21 protein-coding genes are annotated in these 24,956 nt (G+C 45.7%); 9 read left to right on the top strand and 12 right to left on the bottom strand.

Annotated features, from left to right (window positions below):
• Positions 1-66 precede the first annotated feature (66 nt).
• The gene (locus AB4Z30_RS07890) at positions 67-747 is read left to right on the top strand and encodes an FHA domain-containing protein (protein WP_441925004.1); all 681 of its coding nucleotides are present in this window, start codon (positions 67-69) and stop codon (positions 745-747) included.
• A 130-nt stretch (positions 748-877) separates the two neighbouring features.
• Positions 878-1,456, top strand: coding sequence for a class I SAM-dependent methyltransferase (locus AB4Z30_RS07885; protein ID WP_441925002.1), 579 nt, complete (start codon positions 878-880; stop codon positions 1,454-1,456).
• Positions 1,457-1,534: 78 nt separating this feature from the next.
• Here AB4Z30_RS07885 and AB4Z30_RS07880 read toward each other — a convergent pair whose 3' ends face one another.
• The 3 genes from AB4Z30_RS07880 to AB4Z30_RS07870 form a co-directional block, all read right to left on the bottom strand.
• Entirely contained in the window at positions 1,535-2,095 is a 561-nt protein-coding gene (locus tag AB4Z30_RS07880) for a YdcF family protein (protein ID WP_441925000.1), read from the bottom strand.
• Between the two features lie 515 nt (positions 2,096-2,610).
• Complete coding sequence (locus AB4Z30_RS07875) at positions 2,611-2,853, bottom strand: hypothetical protein (protein ID WP_441924998.1); 243 nt, start codon at positions 2,851-2,853, stop codon at positions 2,611-2,613.
• 111 nt (positions 2,854-2,964) lie between these two features.
• Positions 2,965-6,993, bottom strand: a complete 4,029-nt coding sequence (locus AB4Z30_RS07870) for an S-layer homology domain-containing protein (protein WP_441924996.1) — start codon at positions 6,991-6,993, stop codon at positions 2,965-2,967.
• A gap of 358 nt (positions 6,994-7,351) precedes the next feature.
• On the opposite strand from AB4Z30_RS07870, the gene AB4Z30_RS07865 reads away from it, so the two are divergent.
• On the top strand, positions 7,352-8,032 hold the full coding sequence (locus AB4Z30_RS07865; RefSeq protein ID WP_441924994.1) for a hypothetical protein: 681 nt from the start codon (positions 7,352-7,354) through the stop codon (positions 8,030-8,032).
• Between the two features lie 164 nt (positions 8,033-8,196).
• On the opposite strand, the gene AB4Z30_RS07860 is transcribed toward AB4Z30_RS07865, so the two are convergent.
• From AB4Z30_RS07860 to AB4Z30_RS07850, 3 genes are all read right to left on the bottom strand, one after another.
• Positions 8,197-10,551 carry a carbohydrate-binding domain-containing protein gene (locus AB4Z30_RS07860; protein ID WP_441924992.1) on the bottom strand — a complete coding sequence of 785 codons (2,355 nt, stop codon included), beginning with the start codon at positions 10,549-10,551 and terminating at the stop codon, positions 8,197-8,199.
• Positions 10,552-10,616: 65 nt separating this feature from the next.
• Positions 10,617-11,297, bottom strand: coding sequence for a DUF4956 domain-containing protein (locus tag AB4Z30_RS07855; RefSeq protein WP_441924990.1), 681 nt, complete (start codon positions 11,295-11,297; stop codon positions 10,617-10,619).
• A complete protein-coding gene (locus AB4Z30_RS07850) occupies positions 11,290-12,123 on the bottom strand; it encodes a polyphosphate polymerase domain-containing protein (protein WP_441924988.1) in 834 nt (277 codons plus the stop codon). Before AB4Z30_RS07850 ends, AB4Z30_RS07855 begins: the two co-directional genes overlap by 8 nt.
• Before the next feature lie 337 nt (positions 12,124-12,460).
• On the opposite strand from AB4Z30_RS07850, the gene AB4Z30_RS07845 reads away from it, so the two are divergent.
• From AB4Z30_RS07845 to AB4Z30_RS07835, 3 genes are all read left to right on the top strand, one after another.
• A complete protein-coding gene (locus AB4Z30_RS07845; protein WP_441924986.1) occupies positions 12,461-13,138 on the top strand; it encodes a response regulator transcription factor in 678 nt (225 codons plus the stop codon).
• Positions 13,138-14,622, top strand: coding sequence for a sensor histidine kinase (locus AB4Z30_RS07840; RefSeq protein ID WP_441924984.1), 1,485 nt, complete (start codon positions 13,138-13,140; stop codon positions 14,620-14,622). The genes AB4Z30_RS07845 and AB4Z30_RS07840 overlap by 1 nt, the downstream gene beginning before the upstream one ends.
• A 178-nt stretch (positions 14,623-14,800) precedes the next feature.
• Positions 14,801-15,055 (top strand): hypothetical protein, encoded by a 255-nt coding sequence (locus tag AB4Z30_RS07835; RefSeq protein ID WP_145333845.1) that lies wholly within the window; start codon positions 14,801-14,803, stop codon positions 15,053-15,055.
• A gap of 533 nt (positions 15,056-15,588) precedes the next feature.
• Here AB4Z30_RS07835 and AB4Z30_RS07830 read toward each other — a convergent pair.
• Complete coding sequence (locus tag AB4Z30_RS07830; protein WP_441924982.1) at positions 15,589-16,356, bottom strand: SDR family NAD(P)-dependent oxidoreductase; 768 nt, start codon at positions 16,354-16,356, stop codon at positions 15,589-15,591.
• Between the two features lie 197 nt (positions 16,357-16,553).
• On the opposite strand from AB4Z30_RS07830, the gene AB4Z30_RS07825 reads away from it, so the two are divergent.
• Positions 16,554-17,168, top strand: a complete 615-nt coding sequence (locus AB4Z30_RS07825; protein WP_441924980.1) for a TetR/AcrR family transcriptional regulator — start codon at positions 16,554-16,556, stop codon at positions 17,166-17,168.
• Between the two features lie 94 nt (positions 17,169-17,262).
• Here the strand turns inward: AB4Z30_RS07825 and cobA are convergent, their stop codons facing one another.
• Genes cobA through nirB form a run of 4 tightly spaced genes read right to left on the bottom strand, consistent with a single transcriptional unit; the run spans position 17,263 to position 21,736 of the window.
• Positions 17,263-18,033 (bottom strand): uroporphyrinogen-III C-methyltransferase, encoded by a 771-nt coding sequence (gene cobA / locus AB4Z30_RS07820; protein WP_441924978.1) that lies wholly within the window; start codon positions 18,031-18,033, stop codon positions 17,263-17,265.
• Entirely contained in the window at positions 18,030-18,911 is an 882-nt protein-coding gene (locus AB4Z30_RS07815) for a formate/nitrite transporter family protein (protein ID WP_441924975.1), read from the bottom strand. The genes cobA and AB4Z30_RS07815 overlap by 4 nt, the downstream gene beginning before the upstream one ends.
• Positions 18,912-18,960: 49 nt before the next feature.
• The gene (nirD, locus tag AB4Z30_RS07810; RefSeq protein ID WP_123063985.1) at positions 18,961-19,278 is read right to left on the bottom strand and encodes a nitrite reductase small subunit NirD; all 318 of its coding nucleotides are present in this window, start codon (positions 19,276-19,278) and stop codon (positions 18,961-18,963) included.
• A gap of 16 nt (positions 19,279-19,294) precedes the next feature.
• A complete protein-coding gene (nirB, locus tag AB4Z30_RS07805; RefSeq protein WP_441924973.1) occupies positions 19,295-21,736 on the bottom strand; it encodes a nitrite reductase large subunit NirB in 2,442 nt (813 codons plus the stop codon).
• A gap of 661 nt (positions 21,737-22,397) precedes the next feature.
• On the opposite strand from nirB, the gene AB4Z30_RS07800 reads away from it, so the two are divergent.
• Both AB4Z30_RS07800 and AB4Z30_RS07795 read left to right on the top strand, forming a co-directional pair.
• On the top strand, positions 22,398-22,991 hold the full coding sequence (locus AB4Z30_RS07800; protein WP_441924971.1) for an ANTAR domain-containing response regulator: 594 nt from the start codon (positions 22,398-22,400) through the stop codon (positions 22,989-22,991).
• Between the two features lie 18 nt (positions 22,992-23,009).
• Entirely contained in the window at positions 23,010-24,086 is a 1,077-nt protein-coding gene (locus AB4Z30_RS07795) for an anthranilate phosphoribosyltransferase (protein ID WP_441924969.1), read from the top strand.
• 121 nt (positions 24,087-24,207) lie between these two features.
• On the opposite strand, the gene AB4Z30_RS07790 is transcribed toward AB4Z30_RS07795, so the two are convergent.
• Positions 24,208-24,756 (bottom strand): acyl-CoA thioesterase, encoded by a 549-nt coding sequence (locus tag AB4Z30_RS07790; RefSeq protein WP_441924967.1) that lies wholly within the window; start codon positions 24,754-24,756, stop codon positions 24,208-24,210.
• Between the last annotated feature and the right edge of the window lie 200 nt (positions 24,757-24,956).

Genomic DNA, 24,956 nt, shown 5'->3' with positions numbered 1-24,956 from the left:
CTGATGAATTTATCAGTACTCGAATACAAAGATAGAGATTGAGTGACATTAAAGGTGGGGAATAACATGCGGGAGACGGCAAAAATCGTCATTCGTACGCCGGGGCAGGAGAGTGACGGTTCATTCGCCTATGTGAGCCAGGGCCGCTCAATTACGGTGGGGCGTTACACAGGTGTCAGTGAACTGGACTTGTCCATCTATAATCAGATGATTTCGAAGCGGCATTGCCGCATTCATTATGACACGAAAGAACAGCTCTGGATCGAGGATTTGGATAGCAAAAATGGAACCGAACTCAACGGGCAACGCCTCGTTCCATATGAGAAATATCCGTTTGGCGAAGGGGACAGCCTGACACTGGTCAACGGCTTGATCCACCTCCGCGTGGAAGGTGACCTCGGAGAAACGAGAGAGTATCGTCTATCTGATCTACTCGGTGAGGGTGTGCGTTTACAAGATCATTTGCAGACGGTGCAGGTGAACGAGGATGAGATTCCATTATCCAAAAAGGAGTATCAACTGTTCAAGCTGCTGTACAGTGAACTGGATCATTTTGTAACCAGAGAGCAGATCATAGCTCAGGTATGGCCAGAACGAAGTATGCTGGAGAGTGATCCGGTGGGTATCGACGAGATTAACTCGTTGATTTACCGCACGAATCGCAAGCTGGGCATTCATTTTACGATTAAATCCGTGTACAAAAAAGGGGTATACATGAAGTCTCATGTCGGGGAAACTGGTGAATAGTTGCATTACAACCTCTAAACAGTACTGCCAAGTAATAATGATAAGGCCTTCTAAAAGAATATAGACATAACAAGGGGAAGCTTCTGCGCGATCATAGACCGCCGAAGCTTCCCTTTGTTATGATGAGGTCATGATGATTATTCAATTGATGCCATGGCTCATCGCTGTGTTAACGCTGATCGCTGTTGTATGGATCGTGATCGTAAGCTGGAAAAATGGAATCTCACCCATGCCCACGTCCCGCCGGGTCAGGCAGATGGTGATTCAGGAGGTCAATCGTATATCGGGTTATGGTGACATCATGGAAGCTGGCTCCGGTTGGGGAACACTTGGTATGGATGTAGTAAAGCATTGTCCTGGCAAAAGATTGACGGGCATTGAAAATTCACCCATCCCACTATGGACTTCTCAATGGCTGACATGGCTCAGTATATGGCTCCGCCGAGCGGGAGGGCAGCAGCATTCGTTGAGGGGGCGTCTGCGCTTCATTCGCGGTAACATTTACACTTGTTCCTATGCGCATGCTGACTGTGTAATTTGTTACCTGTTTCCAGGTGCAATGACTCGGCTCGTGGACAAGTTCCAACGGGAACTGCCGCCGGGGGCGAAGGTCATTAGCGTCTGCTTTGCATTGCCAGGCAAAGAACCGTTACGTACCATCACCTGTCGCGATGCGTTGCGAACCAAGGTGTATGTGTATGCTTTTTGAGAGAACGGACAGGTTGGAATTTTCAAAAATCGACCACGGGACGTTGTGCTATCGCAACAGCTTAATGAGTATGTACAGCTAGTTTGGACGATTGACCCAATTCGGGATATGATGGGCAAAGTATTGTCCTACCTTGGTTAGCTCTTTCATCACGGGAGCAATTTTCATATCATCAAGATACCAGTTATCTTTGGTAATCCCACTTTTATCGGTTACAGGTTTCACATAGAAAGTCGTCTCATTAAAAACAGTCTGATACGTCAGTAAGGCACGGCGAGCATGAACCGATTTACAAACTAATATTGCCTTAGCCGGATCGATCCCCTTTTGGTGAAGGACATGCTTCGAAAATTTTGAGTTTTCAAAGGTGTTTGTGGCCTGATCCTCACGCAAAATGGCTGTTTCGGGTACACCTAGTTCTATTCCAATGTTATGAAGGAATTCCCATTCTGTCGTTTCTACATTCGGTGTTGATCCGCCTGAGGGAAGGATATACGGTGCAAGTCCTAGATGATATAGCTCAGCGGCACTTTCCATTAATTGCGGATGGCTTCCTCCTGGAATCAAGATCACATCAGCGGTTTCTATTTTTGTTTCAAAAAACATAAACGCTGTAATACAGTCGAATGGATATGACATAGATATGTTCCCCCTGTATCTTGATTTCATGTTAACTAACTTCTAACGATCACCAGAGACGTTATTTGGCTGGATTTAACCATACTAAAATTCTAACGATCACCAGTAACGCTATTTCAATAGAAAAGCTGTCTTTTGGCCATTTTGTGGTATGTTTCTTGGAAATAAGCTTCGTAGTGATCGTTAGAATTTGAAAAAGGAGTTTTACTGCCAAATAAGCTCCATAGTGATCGTTACAAATTAAATCAGACGTCAACCTGAGCTTTCGCTGCTATTGATATCCTGATTTCATCCTTGAGTCGTAGAGCTGCATCCCGATCTGCCCGTTTCTCTCTGGGGCAGTATTTTTCTTCCCGTTGTAGTAACCTGCCTGCGAAAGTTCGGCAATTTTACACAGCCAAACCACAGTTGCCCACTTGCTTATTTCTCGAACGGATTAGCACCGGGCTTCGAAATCCAACTTTCCTATCCGTGCGAATTTGGAATGAGCTTTTTTAGATATTCTACCTGTGCTTTCAAATAAGCATTTTCTTCTTCTGCACTACTGAAATGCTTCTTCGTCCAACGTCCATGGTAATCCTCAAAACCCTCTCCATTCTGGCTTTTACGAACCCATGTGATAATCTAGCTCTCGCTTTTAATCCCAAATTTCTTCTTGATCCGACTGTACGCCCGCCTTTTTCCACTCGCAGGCGAACAACTTCTTTCTTCGTTTCTCCGCTATGCCGATTAAAGGTGTGGCCTCTCTTCGCTGACATAACAAAAATCCCCTCCGGGATCTAGTGTTTGAGTTCATTGTAACATGTCCTCTTTTTTCACTGTCTACCATGAGGGGATAATACTAACTCGTCGCTTCTTTCTTTTAGTTCTTAGGGTTGCTTCGTTACTTGAATATAATCAAAGTCTGGTATCAACGCACCAGCTTTATCCGTTATTTGCGCGTGATTATCTTGATACAATTTCACATATTTTATCTGGATATTATTCCCTTTGTCTACAGCTTGTTTGAATTTCCAAGAGTATTTATCCGTGAGATTAATAGTGACTTGATTCTCTGAATTCGTTAGGATATAACCACGAAGTTTAAATTCTTCGCCGTCCACATTCAGTGTCAAACCAGCAGCTGCAGAGGCTGAATAGTCCAATTGGAAACCATTTGCAAAGGATAAAAGAAGTTTACCGCTCGATTGAGAATAACTTGCTGTTGGAGTTCCTGAATCAGGAAGCTGAGCGATTGATCCGTATAACAACTCTGCTGGATAGGCGTCCTTTGCCCAATCTGTTATTCCATTCGTATCAAACTTAAGTTCACTGTCCCCCTCGGCGAGTGGAGTGTTAAATTTAAGGGTATACGTCATCTCAGTTGAACCGTAGCTGTATCTAACCATGTCCGGGTTGTGATTCTCATTTGCAATTTGAACCGTAAAACGAGACTTTAACGTATCGAAGTTAATACTAGGATTCTCGTGGGGATCCCAGCCCGGTTCAAGTTTCGCCAATAGTGTGCGGCGATCTGAACTTAATGTGACCGAAGTGAATTTTGGACTACGTGATACAATAGAGTTACTATTGTACTCTGAAGCTTTATTTCTGGCATCGCTCATATCCTGTATGGCTGAGCCGTTATAACTTACCTTTAGGCTAGCCAAGTCACCTTCGGTAATACCACTGACACTAAGTTTCACGTAAGATGGCTGCATTCCCGATGCTTTAGTAGAGTTAACTATGCTTACGGACTGTACCTGACCTTTACTTAATGAAAAATCTTGTGCAGCAGGAACACTGTTAGGGTCGAGTTTCTCATTGTAATAGATATAGATGGAATCCAGTGCATCATTAATGTACTTGCTAGAAACTACAGGTGGTTGAGTATCCAAACTGTCCAGAACAGCTTTATCAAATTGAATTCTGGTTACAGCCTTAGAGGTATAATTTTTAGTTGAATCCACAATTGCGAATTCTACCTTTGCCTCTGATTTGTTGGTATTAGCAATGTTGACCCCGGTATCAAAATCCTGTACTTCATTGACTTGATCCGCATCCAATTGGAAGTATGGCCATGAATTCACATAAACAATATTATTTTCGCCAGAATGTCCCTCGATAACCGATTTTACATCAGATTTCCATGATCCGTTGACCACATTGACAACCATATAAACTTCGGCAGGTGATTTAAGAGCGTATTTAATATGAATTTTTCCATCTTTAATGTAAGCTTGTGGATATCCATCTACGAAATATGGATCAATGAATCCGTCAATGCTCACCTGATCTGTTCCGATTGCTCTGACTGTTAAATCGTATTCATGTGTGCCTACAGCATTACCGCTAAGTACTGCCTTCAATTTCACAAATTTATCTTCATTTTCGTTTCTTTTAACTTCGCCACTGTTTGTAATTATGGTTTCATCATTTGTTGACCAGTTAATGGAAACCCCGGGATAGGCATCAAGAGCAGAGGGTAATGACAAGTTCCCTACAATATTGTTCTTGTTCAAATTCGATCCTAGCAAGATCTTTTCCAGTTCGGCAAAGACTTCTTCTGCGCTTACCAGTTTCTGAACAGGTCCGAAAGCTGCACTGAGTGCAGAACCGCTCACTTGAATTTCATCCGCGGAAACGTACACCCGAATATATTTACCGCTGTTGGCTTCCGTTAGAGTATAAGTAGCCGATGTCGCCTCGTTAATTGCATTATACGGTCCGTTTTCATGATCAGACTGATACCATTGATAAGAAATTTCTTCATTATCAGGTGAGCCTGCATATTCAACTGTTCCTGTAGTCAGCTCAGATCCAATGGTAATATCTCCTGTTATGTTTCCAATAGAGTTCACGGTAACTGTCCCGTTAGGTCGATATGTCACTGTCATTGACGTATCCGAATAGCCCTCTTGCGAGATAATTAAATTATGTTTTTCAATACGTTCAGGTTGACTCACGTTCAGCTTCAACAGAAAGCTGTTTTCGTTCGCTTGCTTAAGCCCGACTCCAAACTCAGGAATGTACATCTGACCATCCAGTTTTACTTGTACATCGGAAACATTAGTTAGTGGGTGGCCACTTTCATCAACTAATGAAACTACAGTATACACAGGAGAGGTCGAAGTTCCTTGCAAAGCTTGCGAAGCAGTTATGGCAAAGTCATAGTGATGAGTTTTAATCATCGATCTGCCTGCATTTACAATGGAGATGTTTTCGCTATTTTCCTTTGTTTCATCATCCATTTCGGTGTCATCATCAGCCGTTAGTTGATCGTATTTAGACAGTTGGATGCCTAGAGTTGGTTTTGTAACGGTGACGGTAGAAGCGGAAGTGAATCCTCCGTCAACTGTAGTGGCGATAATGGTTGCTTCCCCCGCTCGCAGAGCGGTAACTAAACCAGTATCAGATACACTGACAACATCAGAACGATCCCCTGCAATTTTCCAAATAACTTTGGAGTTGGTAGCATTCTGTGGTGTTACTGTTGCAGAAAGCTGCTGAGTTTGACCAGTTACTAAAGAAACATCAGCCGGGGAAACGCTGACACCTGTCACAGCAATAGTATGGTTGCCACTACCTGGTGTAGATCCCCCTGAATTTCCTCCACCTGTATTGCCCGAATTGCCTGAATTATCACTAGAGGGTGGATTTCCACTGCCTGTTGATCCTGAACTTGTACCTGTACTGGGTGTCGTTGTACCGACAGGTGCTGTAGGTGATGTACCATTAACTAATACACTGGATTGACCGGAGGCTTTATCAATGCTGACATTACCCGTGATCTTTGTGTCTGCTTCAGCAGCAAATTCTTTGATTGATCCAGTTGCTGTAATTTGAACATTTGGAGCATGATTTACGACTTTTTTAAAATTTCCATCCAGTTTAATTTCTTGGCCTGCCAAAAGACTAGCCGGGATTTCGATAGTTTCAAAGCCTCCGCCTGTAAGATCTTTTGTAACAACTAATGCACCACTTTCCAGGAAAGTTAAAGCAACGGATGTGCTGCCTGTTGCCAATATACGTACTCGTCCATTGTATTTATTAACAACAAGTGCTCCTTGTACGTCTACATTATTAAAGATAATGGAATGTTCGCCACCACCTTGGACATGGACGTTTCCTTTAATTTTCACATTATCCAAAGTGACTTCACCTTCCCCGACACCTTGGGTCACATATAAGTCGCCGGAGATCGTCATATCTTTCAGTGTTACATCAGGCGTATTAACCACAACGTTACCTTGCACATCTTCTGTATAAGTTCCCTTTGCAGTAATAAGGGTTTGGATCAGGCGATCAAACAAAGTAACAGCTTCCGCGCGAGTAAGACTCGCTTGTGGATTGAATGAACCGTCAGGTCTTCCACTAATGACGGATACGGATACTAATTTTTGTACTGCATCTTTTGCCCAATCAGCAATCTTGTCACTATCGTCAAACGTGACAGGGTTTTGACTATCTTTCGTTTGGAAAGCACCTACTATGAGTACCGCGGCTTCTTGGCGTGTAATCGTTTGATTAGGTAATGCCTTTCCATCAATCCCTTTCAATACGCCTGCTTTATTCAGCTTAAGCATCGCATCGTAATACCATTGTTCTGCATTTAAATCCAAGAAATTATTGCTACCTGGTTCTATGTATTTCATAATACTGTCGATCATCTTGGAGAACTCGGCTCTTGTCACTGGTGCGTTGGGTCTGAAATTACTGTTGTACCCTTGGATAATGCCATAATCGTTCCACTCTTCAATAGCCTGTTGACCCCAGTGCCCTGAAATGTCTTTCAATGTAGTTGTGGTTTCTCCAGGCAAATTACTGTTTGTAGCACCAAAAGCAGGTACTGCGCTTGTCAAAAGCATAGCGATAACCAGACCTGTGCCAACCATTTTTTTTGAAAATGTTTTCCTCATTACATGTACTCCTTCTTCAATAAATTAATTGGATAAATCTAAGAGTTTCTTTCTGAAATCTAAATGTATAGTCCATATGTCTTGGGTCTATATCCCTTTAATTTACTATATTTTAGTAAAAAAGACATAGTTGTTTTCATATTATCCCTTTACTTAACTAAAAACAATAGAGATCTGATAATATTTTTCAAGCTTTGTACTTTGTTCCCAAGATATACACTTTATATTGAACTCGTTTTCTGAATTGTGAAAATTGAATAGGGATTATATTCTGGACTTTTCTTTCACGGAAACATAGACTAGATCTTACATATGAAGTAGGACAAGTTGATCATATGAGATGGGGGATTTTAAGATAATGAGTGAGAAATTTTGGGGATTTTGGATCATTGCTATCGTGGTTTTATTCGGATGGCAGGCAGTTGCAAGTGATTATAAAGATGTGTATAACATGAAGGTTGTGCTGGCAGCCTATGAGGTTGAGGGTTTAAACATCAAGTCAGACACTCTGTTAGATCTACAAGAAAATGATATAACAAATAGTGGCGCAAACGTTGTTGCACTAGTCGAAACTGTACAGCCTTCATTAAAAAAGTCAGAAGCTAAAGAAAAAAGAATACTATCAACAGCATTTGGAGAAAATGATCTGCGTTACCATCTGAAGTTCGCATCGGGTAATTTTGTTCCAACCACACTTGATTTCTCGACGAATATTTTGTACAACTACTCTTATATGATTAATACACCTTCGAAATTAATACATAATATAAAGCTAAACTTTACTTTAGATAAAGTGTTTATGAGTGGAAGCAAATTAAACCAACTGCATGGAAAGCTCGTGACGTGGGTCTTCATTGTTTGGGATATTTTACATACTGTTGTAGGGTTAGGTATGGCTTTCATTATGTTGTTTGTTGGGTGTATATTTGGCCTTCTCTTTCATCCAATACATAGTGTTCTTAATTTCTTTCCGGGAATGTGGCAATCCGTTGTCACAACCTGGCATGCGCTGTCCAATCTATTTAACTTATTCAGTTAATACTTAATTTGACGTGATGCTTCGATAGAGTGAAGTAGATTGCATACAATACCTTCATAGCTAACAAACCAGCCCCAATTGACTTATAAAGTCACCGGGTAATTTTTTTAAGCTGAGTGTTTCATGGCAAGATATGCCTTGAACACTCAGCTCATTCATTTCAGTTACAAATCCGTCGTTCCAGTTTTTCCAGTTGTACCCGTTGTGTCCGCAGATGTACCGGATTGTGAACGATTTCTCCCACCGCTGAATCCGCCTTGTCCGCCTCCATTGCTGCCTCCAAAACCACCCATGCCTGAGCGTGCTGACGTTACGCCTGAGTCATTCACCCAGGTCACATTGCTTGTGGATTGGAAGGCAACGATTTGGGTTCCGCCGCTATAGGTACCGCCAGTGTAGAGTCCGTCCACCGCTTTGCCTGTCGATGTCCCGCCAGAGAAGATGACGTAAGATCCATCTTTTGCGAGATCAGGTGAGCTAACAACTACATTTTGGTAATTTTTTGCTGGTGCAAACGTCAGGATATTGTTGCCTTTGTTATCCTGAACATGAACCAGTGTTCCGGCTTTTTGTGTCTCAGGGAAGGTCATCACGATTGTATTTTGCGTTGAAGCATCGGAAGTACCTTGCGCCATGCCAGAGCTTCCCGCTGCCACCAAATATCCGCCGCTGATTACAAATGTGCCGTCATAATCCAATGCACCGTTACCGTTATTCGTTGGGCCATTTACGATAACCGTTCCGCCCGTCATCATAATGGAACCATTGGAATCCAGACCATCACCACCGGCATTTACAGTAAGGGTTCCGCCGTTGATGTGAAGCTCGTTATTGCCTGATGATTCACTTGGCATACCGCCAGGACCACGGTTCTGCTGACTTGTATCTGTATCTTGTGCCGATTGATCTGACGTGGATGTGGTACCCGTCGTTCCAGTGGAGTTAGCAGAGTTTGTGTCTGTATCTGCTGATTTGTTTGTGTCGATAGCAGAACTGCTATTATTTGTAGCTTTTCCCGTTGTAGTTGCTGTTGTGCTAATCGTTGTTGCCTCATCGCCAGCTGCGTTCACCCCATCATCTGACGCCGTTACGTCCACATCTCCGTCATTCAGGGTGATAATCGCTCCTTCAAGTCCTTCATAACTCTTCGTGATCTTAATCGTTCCACCGTTAATGGTCAGCGCCTGATCAGCATGAATGCCATCATCTCCGGACTGTATGTTGAAGGTTCCGTCGTTCACCGTCACATTGCTGTTGCTATGGAGGGAATCATCCATAGAATCAATGGTGTATGTTCCGCCATTCACCGTGAGATCGGTTCCTGCTTTAAGCGCTTTGGCGCTCGTAGACTCTCCCTCTGTTGTTGTCGATGCATTGTCTGCATCGGCGTTGGAATCAGACGATTTGCCATTGTTATTTGGCATTGCTGGCATGTCGGCAGGGGGTTCACCATCTGGTGGTGTGCCCATATCGGTTGGAGGTGTACTGCCATTCATCGCACCATCGCCACCGAAGCCACCGCGACCTCCTCCAAAGCCCATGCCTCCGCCGGGGCCTTCTTCGACCTTGGCTGGTGCATTCGCGCTTCCGCCAGCTGTCACGATGTTATACGTCCCGCCATCCGTAACCAGTGTGGTTTCTGCCTGAATGGCGTCACTGCCGCTCTGAATGTTGAAGGTACCGTCTGCAATAGCGACAAACCCTTTGCTGGCATCCGTATCGTTGGTCGATTTAATGCCGTCCCCCGTTGCATCAACCGTAATGGTGCCTGACTGAATGGCAACCATATCTTTACCTTTGATGCCATCATCGGCCGCCTTGACGTTAATGGAGCCGCTGATGATTTTCAGATCATCCTTGCTTGTAATCCCTTCATTATAGTTGCCTGTGACGGTCAACTGACCTGCACCGTTAAACGTAAGATCGGCTTTGCTAAAGATGGCCGCATCTGGCTCATCGGTGCTGCTGTCAGCATACACGTATGTTTTGCCATCGGAAACGGCGTTTTGGGTTCCTTTTTCTAGCGTGATCACCGCTTTGCCTGCCTTTTGAATATAAATTCCTGCACTGTCATTGTCATGAATGGTTGCGCCGTTTAACACGAGATGTACCACGCCTTTATCAGCGATATTGACAACGATTTGGCCGTCTGTTAGCTCACCGCTCAGCACATAAGTGCCGGCTTCCGAGATGGTCACTGAACCGCTCGCTGCCTTTGCACCGGACCCGGTTACGTTTGCTGACGTACCGTTCAGCTTGATCATGGTCGAATCGGCTTCAGTCCAGCTAACATTCGTATCTTCTACATCGAGTGAGACCAGATCGGCATACTTTACGGACGCGGACTCGCTGACGGATACGATTTTGGTTGTTCCTATTGTGGAGACGGCTGCATTTGCTGTGTTGCTTGTCGTTGCCGGAGCACTGCATGCTGCGAGCAAGCTAGTAATCATGGCGATGGACCACAGTTTGCTGCCTGTAATGATGTTTTGTCGTTTCTGAGAATTTTTCTTCTTCATATATATCGTTCCTCTCCACATCATAATTGGTTCAATCGAACAATCGAACAGGTCGATTTTCCATGTTAATATTCTGTCGTTGGACTCATCGTTAACGAGATATCCAGGTTGCCGTTCCGAGTACGGATGGCATCCAGAAATTGTTTCTGATTCACGCTCTCGTGAATCGTGACGTTATAGACCAGTTCGTACAGACTGCCGAGTTCGGTCGTTCTGATTTTTTTTAGATCAAATGGGACTTTAAAATGATGGAATACTTCGTTCAGCGCTTCTTCGTAACTCAAATTCTCGGGAATGGTAACCTTGAGTGTCTTCTGCTTGCTCTTTTTCCCGCCAAAATTAAATCGGTTCAGTACAAACATCAGCACACACAGGATAACGGTGAACAGAATGGCGTAACCAAAAGCGCCTACACCACAAGCTAGACCGGATGCCATCGTGAACAAAACGTAAGCAATGTCTTTCGGATCACCGGGTGCGCTGCGGAAACGGATGATGGAGAAGGCTCCCGCCAAGCTGAATGCCCGGGCAATATTGCTGCCGATCAGCAGAATGATGATGGCAACGATCACGGGCAGCACAACCATAGTCAACGTAAAACTTTGTGAGTAAGTGGCTTGATTGGTTTTCATATAGGTAAGGCTGATGATCAGTCCCAGAAGGATGGCAAGTCCGATCGTGATGACAGCACTGCTGAAACTCAAGGTTGAATCATCTAGAACGGAGCTGAAAAGGGTATCAAGCATAGAGTGCACGCTCTCTTTCTCTAATTAATTTTTCTTGTGAAGCAACCGGGACTACATCGTTAGGATTGAAATCAGTACCCGGGATAAGCTGGCGATCGTTCTGATAATTCAGATTGGTGGTTCTCACCAGATGTCTGTATTCATTGCCGTATTTGGAAAATCCGGTTCGGTACAACCCGTGCTCCGACAGTAATTGGGACAGCCACATCGGAACGGTTTTCTCGGCTTTGACTTCCATGAGCCAGCGCCCGTCCTTCACGAGCGGTTCACCGTAATCTCCTTGTTCCAGCTTCAGGTCGTATCTACGGCTGCGAATGTTGGTATCAAACGTGATGCGAAGATCGCGGCTGTTCTTGTCAAACAACGCCTTGCGTTCGTAGGCCAGATACACTTTAGGTTCGAGATCGTAGAGCCGGAGAAAATATTTGATCTCTTCCAGCACTTGTGCGTTCATGTAGTCTGCCAGCTCTGGCGCTTGTCCCGAGCGGACAAAATCATAAGCCTCATCCAGCTTCAGCGCTGTTCTACGTTTGTTGACGAGACCGAACACTTTCTTCTTGATCTCCAGATATACTTTCGCATTCTCTTCAGGTATACCGTAGGCTCGTAAGCGTAGTTTTTCCTTGTATTTCGGTTTGGATAGGCTCGCTCGAATCAGTGAATCCTGCGGTGTATCGAAGTACAGATTGCTAATGGAGTAAAACTCATGTTTTTTGTTGTAGGCGTCTAGTTCCATATAGTGGAGAAGATCGTTGTAAAAATGCTGATATTGCTCATCGGTCAGCAGGTACTTGCTCTCATATCGGTTGAATACTTCAATCGCCATGATGGTTCAGTCCTTTCGGGTATGGATAAGTTGTTGTATGTTTTGATTATGTTTGGTTTGTTGTGTGTTGCTGTCATGTCTGTATCTTAGCGAAGCAACCTTGAATGAATCTTAAATGGTTTTACATTGCGTTAACATTTCTTTGCCTTCCTCTAATTGCGACAGAGTTCCAATTCTTAAGGTTGATTCAAGGTTTACTTGATAGAATAAGAACATCCCAGTCMAACGTTACAACGTGCAAAGAACGAACGTAACAATGCAGAAGGAAAACGGCTGCAAGATATGGGAAAGAGAAGTTTCACCACGGAGAATAACCTGAGCAGAGGATGAATAGATCATGAGAATTTTGATAGCGGAAGATGAGGTTCATTTGGCGGAGGCCGTATCGCAGATTTTGAAAAAAAACAACTACTCCGTGGACATGGTCCACGACGGTAGATCAGGACTGGACTATGCGCAGAGCGGCATCTACGATCTATTACTGCTGGACATCATGATGCCAGAAATGGACGGCATCAAAGTGCTTCAAACGCTGCGCAGCGAGGGGAATCATACGCCCGTTATATTGCTGACAGCAAAAGGAGAACTGTCGGACAAAGTATCCGGCCTCGATTACGGTGCAGATGATTATATTGCGAAGCCTTTTGCCACGGAAGAACTGCTTGCTCGGATTCGGGCAGCCTTGAGACGCAAAGGGGAAGTGATGCATGAGGATGGGGTGAAGTTTGGCGATATCGAACTGAATACCACACAGTTGAAGCTGAGTGCACAGGGCAAGGAGATCAAATTAAATCTAAAGGAGAACGAGCTGCTGGAACTGCTGATTACTCGTAAACAAGCAATCACTTCCAAAGAGCAGATCATCGAGAAATTATGGGGATTCGATTCGGATGTGGAGTATAACAACGTGGAGGTTTACATCTCTTTTTTACGCAAAAAATTAACCTTCCTGAATTCGGCTGTTCGCATTAATACGATTCGGGGCGTGGGGTATGTACTTGAGGTGACAAGCTGATGTTCAAGAAACTCCGTAATCGGTTCCTGATTGTCAATCTGGTGTCAATCTCGATTATGATGCTGGTGGCCTTTGTAACGATCTACACGATTACGTATCAGAATGTGCAGCGCGAAACGAATATGGAGCTGTACAAGGTATCCGATTTCTACCATAGCCCGTTTGGCTTAGGTGCTCAGCAGTCACGGGGTGAAGGGCAAATTGGGGGAGCAGGAGCAGGGACAGGGAATGGAGCGGGAATGAACTCGGGGTCGGGAGAAAAAACGGATACAGATTCTAATTCAAGTTCTAGTTCAGGTTCTGGCTCCAATCCTGACGAAGGAGCGAATTCAGGATCGGCAAACTTACCCTCTTCTCCGGGTAGGGGCGGGGGCAACAACGGCATGAACGGTGGTAACTTTGGTGGGTATCGAGGGCCTGGTGGAGATCTCAGTGCACCTCCTGCCCGGTCGGTTTCTTTTATGATTCAGACCGATAACCAATGGAATATTACCGATACACATTCGCGGTTTGATATGGAGGACTCTTTTTACACAAAAGCTCTGCAAAAAGTGGATCCCGAGAAAACCGGCCAAGGTGACAGTAATCGGTGGACTGGACAATTTGCACTGGATGGCACGGACTGGGCCTATGTGGTTGATCCAAGCGGCGAAGGGCATATGATTGTGTTCATGGATGTGACCGCGCAGCAGGGCATCCTGACTAATTTGATTTACACCTTTACGGTGGTTGGGCTGATGATGTTGATCGTCATTTACTTCCTAAGCCGTTATTTTGCTAACCGCTCCATCGCTCCTGTGCGTGAAGCGTTTGAGAAACAGAAGCAGTTTATCGCTGACGCCTCCCATGAGTTGAAAACACCTCTGGCAACCATTAATACGAATACGGATGTGTTACTCGCAAATCAGGAGGAGACCATTGGAAGCCAGGCCAAATGGCTACACTATATCAAATCGGAAACTGAGCGGATGTCTGGACTCACGAATGATCTGCTGTATCTGACTCAGATGGACGACTCACGTTCAACCCTCATCCATACCAAGTTTAATATGAGTGAAGCGGTGGAAAGTATTATTTTGCCGATGGAAGCCGTGATTTTTGAAAAAGATATTACCCTGGATTACAGCATTGATCCTGATCTGATGGTTCATGGAAACCCGGAGCAGATCAAACAGGTTGTTCTGATCTTGCTCGATAACGCCGTGAAATATTCTGGTCTCAAAGGAGCTGTGAACGTTACGCTCCAGAAGCAGAACCATGATGTCATGCTGACCATATCCAATACGGGGGAGGGGATTGCGTCAGAGCATCTGGATCGAATTTTTGACCGTTTCTATCGCACGGATGCATCCCGAGCGCGTAAACACGGCGGACATGGCCTAGGTCTGGCCATTGCAAAATCTATTGTGGAACAGCACAAGGGAGAGATTTACGCCAAAAGTGTCTTGGGAGAGGGGGCTACGTTTTACGTGAGGTTATCGTAGGGCTGATGCTAAAGTGGCGACTGGCGATAATGAGCACCTTGCCTGTCCTAAAGGTGCCGCAAAAGGCTGGGCATAAGTTCTGCCCGTAATGGGATAACCTATGCTACAATGACAGCAAGAAGGATAACCAAGGAGATGAACAAACGTGGCAGACAACAACGCAATTAATGAGCAGGAAATGATGCAATATATCGCGGACAAAACAAAGGCTAGTAAGGCAAATATTGAGCTGGTATTGAAACATGAGCAGGCTTACATCAACAAGGCACATGAGAATGCCAAAGGTAAAGACGTTGATATTGACGGAGACGATCTGTCTGACTACATTCTAAGCCGCAAAGATGTGAAGCTCGACGAGCTAACCGTTGAAAGTATTTTGGATGCAGAAATGGATTACTTGATGGACAAGGGTCATGCAGGTTACGTGGATTAGGTAAAGTTTTGGGTTAGGGAACGAACGTTTTGGGTTAAGGAACGAACGATGGAGTAAACTAGAAATAATAGGTCTTTAACCGTGCACCAAAATTCTAACGATCACCAGCGACGCTATTTCGGTGTTTTTCGGATTTTTTTAAACCTAACGATCAGGAGAGACGTTATTTTCGGAGTAGAGGGTCATTTTTGATGAAAATAGGGTGTTTTTACTGAAATAAGGTTCCTGGTGATCGTTAGCGTAGTGGATGAGTGCCGACGAGTGCGCAACTATTGCATATAAGAATAAGACCTCAACTTCACACAAAGGGAAATCCCTTAATGGTGGTGTCGAGGTCTTTTAGCATCAAACAAGCGGTATGCCAGTAAAAAAATCTCTTGCAGCTTGGCCGGATGTCAGTAAAATTTCGCTACACGCTACAGGGCATCTCACCCGAGGGCATCGCGTAGAGTACACTCTCGCAGGTTCTACTATACGCCCATTCATATGCCAATGATGTCGGTGTTACCAATTACCAATTACAAATTACGTAATTATTGTCCCATCATACCGCCGTCTACAGTGTAGAGGGATGCAGTAACGTACGATGCTTCCTCAGACAACAGGAAGTTCATCACAGCTGCGACTTCTTCTGGTTCACCGTAACGGCCCATTGGAATGGCAGATACTGTAGCGGATTGATAATCTTCTACGTTCCCAGAGTTAGCTTCGATCTGACGCATCATACGGGTGTTGATGGTACCTGGCAATACGGCGTTTACCCGGATGTTGAACGGTGCCAGCTCATTCGCAGCGGTACGTGTGAGACCAACAACGGCGTGTTTGGACATAATATATGGGGATACCGCCGGAGCGCCCATCAGACCAGCAAGGGAAGAGGTATTTAGAATCGCACCGGATTTTTGTTTTTTCATCACAGGAATGACGTTTTGCAGGCCGAGGAATACCCCGCGAATGTTCACGTTGTATACGGTGTCGAGTGCTTCGACGCTAAGGTCTTCTATCAGACCTGTAGGCCCTTCAATACCGGCATTATTGGCAAAATAATCGATACGTCCAAACGCATCCAGCGCTTTTTGCACATAATTTTTAACATCAGCTTCATCAGATACATTGGCTTTAACTGCAATGACATGCTCCTGATCGAGGTTTAATTCAGCAATCGTTTTGGTGATTGCTTCTTCGTTCAAATCCACTAATACCAGATTGATTTTACGTTCGGCCAGGCGACGTGCAAGCTCTTTACCAATACCTCCGGCAGCACCTGTAATGACAGCGGTTTGTGTATAGGATGTACTCATGATTGAATCGTCTCCTTATCATATATAATGGGCAGGTAATCTTCCAAAGATGAAAACCTGTCGTTTTTAGTTCCTGTCTTAATGTTAAGATATACATAAACATGTGACAATAATCATTGACAGTGTAAATGTCAGCTATTGAACATAGATGTAAGCGTTGTTCATTTAGGCTACAATAATAGACAAAGGAGGCGGAAATGTTGATTATCGAACATCCTCAGGATCGGAGAGCACGAAGAACGCAGGATGCAATCATCGCTGCGGCGGTGTCTTTAATATTGGAAAAAGGGGCTGACGCCCTGACGATCCGGGATATCACGGAACGAGCCGATTATAATCGGGGGACCTTTTATTTGCATTTTCCTGGCAAACCGGAGCTACTGCAATTCCTTCTGGAAGATTTCCTGCAAGGATTAGGACAGGCTTACGCCTCACCTTATGCTAACCTTACAGAAGTGGATATGACCGGACTGTTACCGTCAACTATGCCTGTGTTTGAATATATTGAAAATCACCAGGATCAATTCAAGGCATTGATGACCATGCATGGGAATATGGCGCTGAGGATCAATAATGTATTCCGAAATTATCTTACTCAGGAATTCATTTTGGTCACTGAAGATAGTGAGCAAGTGGTCAATTATGACATTATGTTAAGTTATCTCGTATCAGCAACCGTGGGGGTAATTATGCATTGGGCAGAAGTAGGGTTCAAATATTCCGCACATTATATGGGGGAACAGCTGACAGCTCTTATTAACATCAAACCGACCCGTCTGCTAATTGAACCTGGGCAGAAGGGTCGGACATGAATGAGCGTATACTGTTGGACTAAAGGATGCGTGTGCTGTGAATCGATTCTGTCCTAGGAGAATTCCTTCGCTTTAGTCTACGTACAATTCAAGGTTAACCGGTCATTGAAGCAGATGAAGCGTGCTGCAACTGGAGCAGTTGTTCACGGATTAGCACGGACTCTCCAATCATAATTAAAGCTGGATTACAGATATGATGCATAACAGCTAGTGTCTGCAATTCGGCAAGAGTGCCTGTAACAATCCGTTCTTCACTTGTTGTTCCACGCTCAATCAGGGCTGCCGGTGTATGTTCGGCTTTGCCGTGACGAAGTAACTCCTGCTGAATCTGTGGCAACTGACTGATTCCCATGTAGATCACCAGCGTATCTACACTATGTGCAAGCAGGTCCCAGCGAACAGAGGATACACCTCCATCACTGCCAGTTCCCGTTACGCAGGCAAAAGAAGAAGCGACCCCGCGATGGGTTAGTGGAATGAGCGAAGAAGCAGAGGTGCCTACTGCCGAAGTGATACCCGGGATGATCTCATACGGAATGCCTGACTCTGCCAGCACCAGCGCTTCCTCACCGCCGCGGCCGAAGATGAATGGGTCACCGCCTTTGAGGCGAACGACTTGCTTGCCTTCTGCCGCATGTGATGCGAGCATACGTCCAATCATCTCCTGGCTCATGGAGTGAAGACCCGGAGCTTTGCCACAGTAAATGCGGAGAGCGCTATCCCGCGCCTCGGCAAGTAATTCATCTGTGACAAGTCGATCATACATAATGACATCAGCGGACTGAATACGTTTCAGGGCTTTGACTGTGATCAGTTCAGGATCGCCAGGGCCGGCACCAATGATACTTACCATCCCCCGGCTCATGACCGTGTCCCCAGTTTTGGCGCAGCATCCGAACTCATCAATCCGGAGCCACCACCCTGAATGGTAGCGAGTGCAGATGAGAGCTTCGGAGAGCTTCCCCAGTGATGTGCAAAATACAAACCGAAACCCGTAAATACAGCGCCACCCAAGAGGTTGCCCGCCAGCACCGGAATCTGATTCCACAGCAACCAGTCTGTAATAGTGACATGAGCACCGAGCATCATACCAGCCGGGATCACAAACATATTCACAACGGCGTGTTCAAAGCCTTGGGCAAAAAAGATCGTAATGGGCAGCCACATCGCCACGATTTTACCCAGTGTGGACGTGGATGTCATCGCCATCACAGCTCCGAGTGTAACCATCCAGTTACACAGAATGGCTTTAATGATGACAAGCATAATCCCTGCTCCGCCGAGATGCTGATATCCCAGTGTTTTCGTTTCACTGGTCTGAATCAGTGTCTGAACCAGTGGGTGACTCATATCCGTTCCCATTTTGGTAATCGTCAGGCCGTATAATAGCGCGTAAAATGCACATCCGATCAGGTGACCGATAATCACCCAAAAGTAATTACGAAACATATCAACAAGCCTAACTCTGCGCATCATCACTGCGAGCGGAATCAGGGCAAAGTTTCCTGTCACCAGTTCAAGACCGAGCAGAATAATGATGGCGAATCCTGCCGGGAAGATAAGTGCACCTGCCAAACCAAGCGAAGTTTGAGACACGGCAGTGTACGCCAGTGTAGTGGCAAAGGCAAGGATGGCCCCCGCCAAGAAACCGCGGATCAACATCTGTACCCGGTTCATTTTGGCTTTCTGTTCACCAACGTCAACCATGGCTTGCAATACTTCTACAGGTTTAACAAAATCCATCGTGCCCCCCTCCTTCTGTACGTATTTCCTTGTCACGCCAACCATTTTGTTAACCTGCAATCGTAATATAGATATCTCCGCTATCTCCGTCCACTTCCGTTTTGTACGTGTTCAAGCAGCCATCGTCCGGTTCATGTACCTTACCGCTTCGTAAGTCAATCTTCCAGTCATGCAGCGGGCAGTGAACGGCTGTACCGCAGACCATGCCCTCCGATAGCTTGCCGCCCTTGTGAGGGCAGCGGTTTTCCACGGCATGCAGGCTGCCGTCACTCAGTTTGAAGACTGCAATTTCGGTATCTTCGACCAGAAAGGTACGAGCCCCTTTTTCATCAATATCAGCCAGATGTCCAATTCGGAATTTACTCATCGCTGATCCTCCTCTTCTAGTGAGCTACCGGTTCTGCACCGGACAGTGGGGTGAAGTTTTTACGCAATTTCTCATCTTCAATAATCTCTTTCCAAGGATCTACCGTGTGACCCAGTGTCACTTCCAGACGTTCAACCAGTGCGAGACGTACATCTGGATCTGCCAGAGCCTCCTTCACATGATCCAGACCTATCCGTTCAATCCAGGCCGCTGTTCTCTCATTCCATCTTGCGTTCTCTCTATAGTATTGCAGGTAAGCGTAAGTCCACTCTTCGACTTCAGCATCTGTTTTCACCGTACATAACAGCTCGGCTGCCCGAACCTTCACACCGCCATTGCCGCCGACATGAAGCTCCCAAGCTCCATCAATGGCTACGACACCAAGATCCTTAATGGTGGCTTCTGCACAGTTCCGCGGGCATCCGGAGACCGCCAGTTTTACTTTCGCTGGAGCGACCATCTTGTCGAGTTTTTTCTCCAGACGAATGCCCATCTCAATCGAATCCTGTGTACCGAAACGACAGAACGTATTACCGACACATGTTTTTACTGTTCGTAAAGCTTTACCGTAACCGAAGCCGGAAGGCATATCGAGCTCTTCCCAAATCTTCGGCAGATTTTCCTTCTGTACGCCAAGCAAATCGAGTCGTTGTCCGCCAGTAAATTTGACCATCGGTACGTCATATTTCTCTGCAACCGTTGCGATCTTGATCAGTTCTGCCGGGGACGTTACGCCACCGTAAATCCGCGGAATAACGGAATACGTGCCGTCCTTCTGGATATTGGCATGGTAACGTTCGTTCGTGAATTTGGATACCCGCTCATCCTCATATTCCGTAGGCCAGATCATGCCAAGGTAGTAGTTAAGGGAAGGGCGGCATTTGGAGCAACCTTCTGGCTCATCCCAGCCAAGCACGTTCATGACTTCTTTGACGGTTTTCAGGCCCATCTCCTTGATTTGTGCTACAATTTCATCCCGGTCATACGTAGTACAGCCGCAGATACCTTCTTTGGTTTGCTCGCCTACATTGTCCCCTGCATAATAGGTGAGCAGCGACTCCACGATTGGTTTACATCCACCACAGGAAGCGGAAGCTTTCGTGCAGGATTTGATAGCACCGACAGTGTTACATCCTTTATTGAGAACAGCATCACCGATGGCAGCTTTCGTTACACCGTTACAGCCACAGATGATATCATCATCTGGCATGGCAGCCATGCGCTCGGCTACAGAAGGGCCGGAACCGGAACCGCCAGAAGGCACGCCGAGCAGAATTTCTTTTTCTCGACCGCTGATATTCTCACCGCTTTTAATCAAGGAGAACAGGGATGCGCCATCGCTCGTATCGCCGAACAGTACAGCACCAATGAGCTGACCGTCTTTGATCACCATTTTTTTGTACACACCGTCTACATCATCCTGGATGCGAATGCTACGTGTATCTGGCGAGTCTTTGAATTGTCCTGCTGAGAATACATCGACTCCCGAAACCTTTAGCTTGGTTGAAGTGACCGATCCTGCGTATCCATCCGTTGCTGCACCCGCGAGTCTTTTGGCCAGAACCATACCTTGTTCATATAACGGAGCAACGAGTCCATATGCAATACCGCGATGTTCCACACATTCTCCTACAGCCGAGATGCCAGGAATGCTGGTACGCATATAGTCATCTACGATGACCCCGCGATTAACGTCCAGTCCGCTGTTTCGAGCCAGTTCAATCTGTGGACGAATACCGACCGCCATGACAACCAGGTCTGTCTCAAGCACCGTTTGATCGGTGAACCGCAGCGCCTTAACCCGGCCTTTGCCTGTAATCTCTTCCGTATGTTTGTTCAAAAGGAACTTCATGCCTTGCTCCTCCAGCTCACGCTGAAGCATTAATCCTGCAGGGAGATCGAGATTTCGATCCATCAGGTGTCCGTTAATATGAATAACGGTTACGTCCATGCCCAGATTCAATAGTCCGCGAGCAGCTTCAAGACCGAGTAGTCCGCCGCCGATTACAGCTGCTTTGCGATACTTTTTCGAGGCATCCATCATCGTTTCACAGTCTTTGATGTCACGGAAACCGATGACCCCTTCTTTGTTCGCACCTGGAAGCGGCAGAATGAATGCTTGTGAACCTGTCGCCATAATCAGCTCATCGTAGGAGGCGTGAACCCCGTTCTGCGATACAACTTCCTTGCGTACAGTGTTAATCTGCACGACAGAATCACCCGGATAGACATGGATACCGTTATCTTCGTACCAGCTCCAGTCGTTAATCACGATATCTTCAATCGATGTTCCGCCCGCCAGAACAGAAGACAGCATGATTCGGTTGTAGTTTGGATGCGGCTCTGCGCCAAAGACAGTAATGTCGTACGCATGTGGAGCAAGCTTCAGAATATGCTCAATTGTACGGATTCCCGCCATCCCATTGCCGACTAGCACCAGTTTTTTCGTTGTACTCATTGTGGTTAGCCCCCTCAGATCCATTTCTGTATTCTGCTCCTTGCTCTGTCTTCGCCTTATCCTAAAAAATCGAAAAAGCCTGTCATGCCTCGGAGGACTGCGTATACAAGTACGCATCCCTTTGCTCCGAATTTGCAAAACAGGCTTCATTGCCGTTTCAACCAGCTACGCCATTGTAACTGTGAGTGATCCTTCGTTTATGGAGTTCTTATGGCTTAACTATAAAAGAACGATCTGTTCATGTCAATATAGTTAACATAAAAAAGTATTTGAAATTTGAAGTTAATTATGTTTACATGAGTTTAAAGAAAAGTTGAATCGGCAATGAGGAAAAGTTGTAATCCATCATATAAATAAGTGATTTGCGTCATTTAATGCACTTAAAACATAATATAATGTAGGAAAGGTGCCATGGCGAAACCCCTCATTCATTGTTTAATCCATTTTCATCCATATAACGTCGGACGATAAATAACGAGAAATAACATCTCTGCGAAGACCCTCCTCAAAAAAAACTCCGAGTACTTCAGGATTTCAAAAAAACATGTTTATATCTTATTTTTTTGTTAGGTAACATGACATATATATATCGCTTTCGTGTGTTAAAGTGTTAAAAGCGAGAAAACGTATGTGTACTAAAATAAGGAGGGATTGATCCATCATGCGATCCATATTGGTCATCCGTGTACAACCCATTCCGGCCGACGTGTCCGAAGCAATCCCTTTGACACCAGAGGAGCTGCTGGGGACGGTTGGTTACCATGTACAGGTCTCGAACAGTGAGGATGAGGTGATGAAGCTCGCTCGTGAGGTAGATGCCTCCATCTTGCACCTGTCTCTTGCGGAAGTGGCTCATTGGGTGGACCGCTTGGGAGAGGGGAAATCGGATACTCCACTGCTTTGGTGGTGTGCTCCTGATACAGCTTCATCCTCTGCCGAGGATTGCGAGGTAGATACCTCGTTTGATGGCATTCTTACACCGTCCATGGCTGGGCCGGAAATTCACTGGACACTACACTTTGCTGCGCGGCGTTATATGGAACGCAAGCAGTGGGAGCAAGAACGGAAGCAATTGCAATCCAGACTGGAGGATCGGAAGTGGATTGATATGGCGAAGGCCATCTTGTGTGATCTGAAGCAAATTTCTGAATCGGAAGCATATGATCTGTTACGTAAAAAAGCGATGGATGAACGTAAACGGATGGTTGATGTAGCTACAGCGATTGTGAAAGCACATCAACTGCTCCAGTCATAATTGGAAGGAGGATGCTCTATGGATATGACTCAGATCCTCAGAGAGGTTGGGCGTGGGAAGCGAGGTTCACGTGATCTGGATTATGGAGAGGCACTGGCTGTAGCTGAAAATATATTGAAACAGCAAGTTTCTCCTGCCCAGACGGCTGCATTTCTTATGGCTGAGCGGATGAAGATGGAGAATGTCGAAGAATTGGAGGCCTTTGTTCATGCATGCCGGAATAGTGCGGAGCGTTTCTCTGTATTTCAGGGTAGTTTGGATTGTGCGGGGCCTTACGACGGGCGGACGAAATCATTTATGGCCACATATCCTGTGGCATTTGTGCTGGCTGCAGCCGGATTGCCGGTTACACTGCATGGCAGTGAGCCTTTGCCACCCAAGTGGGGAGTTACCTTGTCAGCTGTGCTTAGAGAAGCGGGAATGGATACACGCAAGATGAACCGGGAGGATGCTCTGAGTGCTGCTCGCTACACAGGTGTGATGTATGTTTCTTCGGAAGACTGGTGTGAGCCGCTGCGTAGGCTTCGTCCTTTACGGGAGGAACTGGGTTTTCGCACAGTGCTGAATACAGCCGAGAAACTGATTGATTATAATCATTCGTCTTATCTTGTTTTTGGGGTATTCCATAATACGTTTCTGGATCGAATTGCAAAACTGCTCACTCGTTTTCGGTATCAACGTGCTTATGTAGTTCAAGGCATGGAAGGATCGGAGGATCTGTACATTGATCGACCTACACGTGTATATGCTGTGGAGGATGGCGAGATGGAACTTGAACTAGTTGACCCCTCGATCTACGATCTGGATATGCCTGTGCCGGATATGGTCTGGACAGCGGCGAAGCAGGTTGAAGTGGCGGAGAGTGTGCTCCGGGGTGATGGTCATCTCACATTTATGAATCAGGTGCTGTTAAATGCAGGTTTTCGCTTATATGTTGCAGGCCATGTGCCTTCCATAGAGCAAGGAATATACACAAGCAAGGAACTTATAGAGAATGGAGCGGCATTCCGTCTCTATCAGAAGTGGTGTGTCTCTATGGGCGGAGAGTTGCCGGATAGCAGAACCGTATCCATCTATCCGGCATCATCTGGCTAACGAGCTACTTTAAAGTCGCTAAACCACATGTTAGCTCTCCTGATTTACGCATGTTATGCCTCTCCTTGCATGGTGAAGAAAAACGCTAGCGCAGCTGCGAACGTGTTGTTCTGCGCTTCTTTTATTCCCAAGGATACGTTACGGTCAGGAAGTCGGCGAATTTTTTGCTCTCTTCCCGCCGTTGTTTCCGCATTGCCGCGCGGTCAGGTGCAGTCTCGTACAGCTTTTTCTCTTCTTCGGTCTCTGGAATAATCCGAGGCACGATCAGTTTGCGATTGTTCTCATCCAGGGCCACGAAGGTTAGAAAAGCTGTTGCTGCAATTTTTTTCTCCCCGGTCTTCAGATCCTCACGAATGACTTTCACAAAGATTTCCATGGAACTTCGGCCTGTCCACGTAGCGAATGACTCCAGTGTTACAGAGTCGGTTGGATTAATTGGATACAGAAAATCGACAGAGTCGGTTGATGCGGTAACGGTATTCACTCGGCACAACTTGGATGCGGTGATAGAGGCAATATCATCAATGTAGGACATCAGTTTGCCGCCAAACAAGGTGTTATGATTGTTGACATCTGTAGGAAACACCCTTGCTGTTTTGTAACAGCGTGTTTCACGTACATACTTTTTCTCCGCTTGATCCATCTCCGTAGGTTTGGGTATCTCTCTCATGTCTCTTCCTCCTTGCAGTATGGGTACCATTTCTATTTCTAATGTAGCTTCTCTCGGGTGGCATTCTTGGATTACAGAGATTTGTCACTAGTATAGGTGTCGGTCAGAAACCTATGCAAGTGAAGCGGTACAAGACTTGATCACACGAAAAAACCGCCAGGCACGGACCGGCGCGCAGGCGGTGTAACATTCGTCTCTAT

Origin of the sequence: Paenibacillus sp. 2TAF8, assembly GCF_052114825.1 — a bacterium.
In the GTDB taxonomy this organism is placed as follows: Bacteria; Bacillota; Bacilli; order Paenibacillales; family Paenibacillaceae; genus Paenibacillus.
This window is presented reverse-complemented; position numbering and strand designations above follow the sequence as displayed.

Excerpts from the sequence above, each read along its gene's own strand:
- AB4Z30_RS07890 (WP_441925004.1), top strand. The coding sequence starts at position 67 with ATGCGGGAGACGGCAAAAATCGTCATTCGTACGCCGGGGCAGGAGAGT.
- AB4Z30_RS07885 (WP_441925002.1), top strand. The coding sequence starts at position 878 with ATGATGATTATTCAATTGATGCCATGGCTCATCGCTGTGTTAACGCTG.
- AB4Z30_RS07880 (WP_441925000.1), bottom strand. The coding sequence starts at position 2,095 with ATGTCATATCCATTCGACTGTATTACAGCGTTTATGTTTTTTGAAACA.
- AB4Z30_RS07875 (WP_441924998.1), bottom strand. The coding sequence starts at position 2,853 with ATGTCAGCGAAGAGAGGCCACACCTTTAATCGGCATAGCGGAGAAACG.
- AB4Z30_RS07870 (WP_441924996.1), bottom strand. The coding sequence starts at position 6,993 with ATGAGGAAAACATTTTCAAAAAAAATGGTTGGCACAGGTCTGGTTATC.
- AB4Z30_RS07865 (WP_441924994.1), top strand. The coding sequence starts at position 7,352 with ATGAGTGAGAAATTTTGGGGATTTTGGATCATTGCTATCGTGGTTTTA.
- AB4Z30_RS07860 (WP_441924992.1), bottom strand. The coding sequence starts at position 10,551 with ATGAAGAAGAAAAATTCTCAGAAACGACAAAACATCATTACAGGCAGC.
- AB4Z30_RS07855 (WP_441924990.1), bottom strand. The coding sequence starts at position 11,297 with ATGCTTGATACCCTTTTCAGCTCCGTTCTAGATGATTCAACCTTGAGT.
- AB4Z30_RS07850 (WP_441924988.1), bottom strand. The coding sequence starts at position 12,123 with ATGGCGATTGAAGTATTCAACCGATATGAGAGCAAGTACCTGCTGACC.
- AB4Z30_RS07845 (WP_441924986.1), top strand. The coding sequence starts at position 12,461 with ATGAGAATTTTGATAGCGGAAGATGAGGTTCATTTGGCGGAGGCCGTA.
- AB4Z30_RS07840 (WP_441924984.1), top strand. The coding sequence starts at position 13,138 with ATGTTCAAGAAACTCCGTAATCGGTTCCTGATTGTCAATCTGGTGTCA.
- AB4Z30_RS07835 (WP_145333845.1), top strand. The coding sequence starts at position 14,801 with ATGATGCAATATATCGCGGACAAAACAAAGGCTAGTAAGGCAAATATT.
- AB4Z30_RS07830 (WP_441924982.1), bottom strand. The coding sequence starts at position 16,356 with ATGAGTACATCCTATACACAAACCGCTGTCATTACAGGTGCTGCCGGA.
- AB4Z30_RS07825 (WP_441924980.1), top strand. The coding sequence starts at position 16,554 with ATGTTGATTATCGAACATCCTCAGGATCGGAGAGCACGAAGAACGCAG.
- cobA (WP_441924978.1), bottom strand. The coding sequence starts at position 18,033 with ATGAGCCGGGGGATGGTAAGTATCATTGGTGCCGGCCCTGGCGATCCT.
- AB4Z30_RS07815 (WP_441924975.1), bottom strand. The coding sequence starts at position 18,911 with ATGGATTTTGTTAAACCTGTAGAAGTATTGCAAGCCATGGTTGACGTT.
- nirD (WP_123063985.1), bottom strand. The coding sequence starts at position 19,278 with ATGAGTAAATTCCGAATTGGACATCTGGCTGATATTGATGAAAAAGGG.
- nirB (WP_441924973.1), bottom strand. The coding sequence starts at position 21,736 with ATGAGTACAACGAAAAAACTGGTGCTAGTCGGCAATGGGATGGCGGGA.
- AB4Z30_RS07800 (WP_441924971.1), top strand. The coding sequence starts at position 22,398 with ATGCGATCCATATTGGTCATCCGTGTACAACCCATTCCGGCCGACGTG.
- AB4Z30_RS07795 (WP_441924969.1), top strand. The coding sequence starts at position 23,010 with ATGGATATGACTCAGATCCTCAGAGAGGTTGGGCGTGGGAAGCGAGGT.
- AB4Z30_RS07790 (WP_441924967.1), bottom strand. The coding sequence starts at position 24,756 with ATGAGAGAGATACCCAAACCTACGGAGATGGATCAAGCGGAGAAAAAG.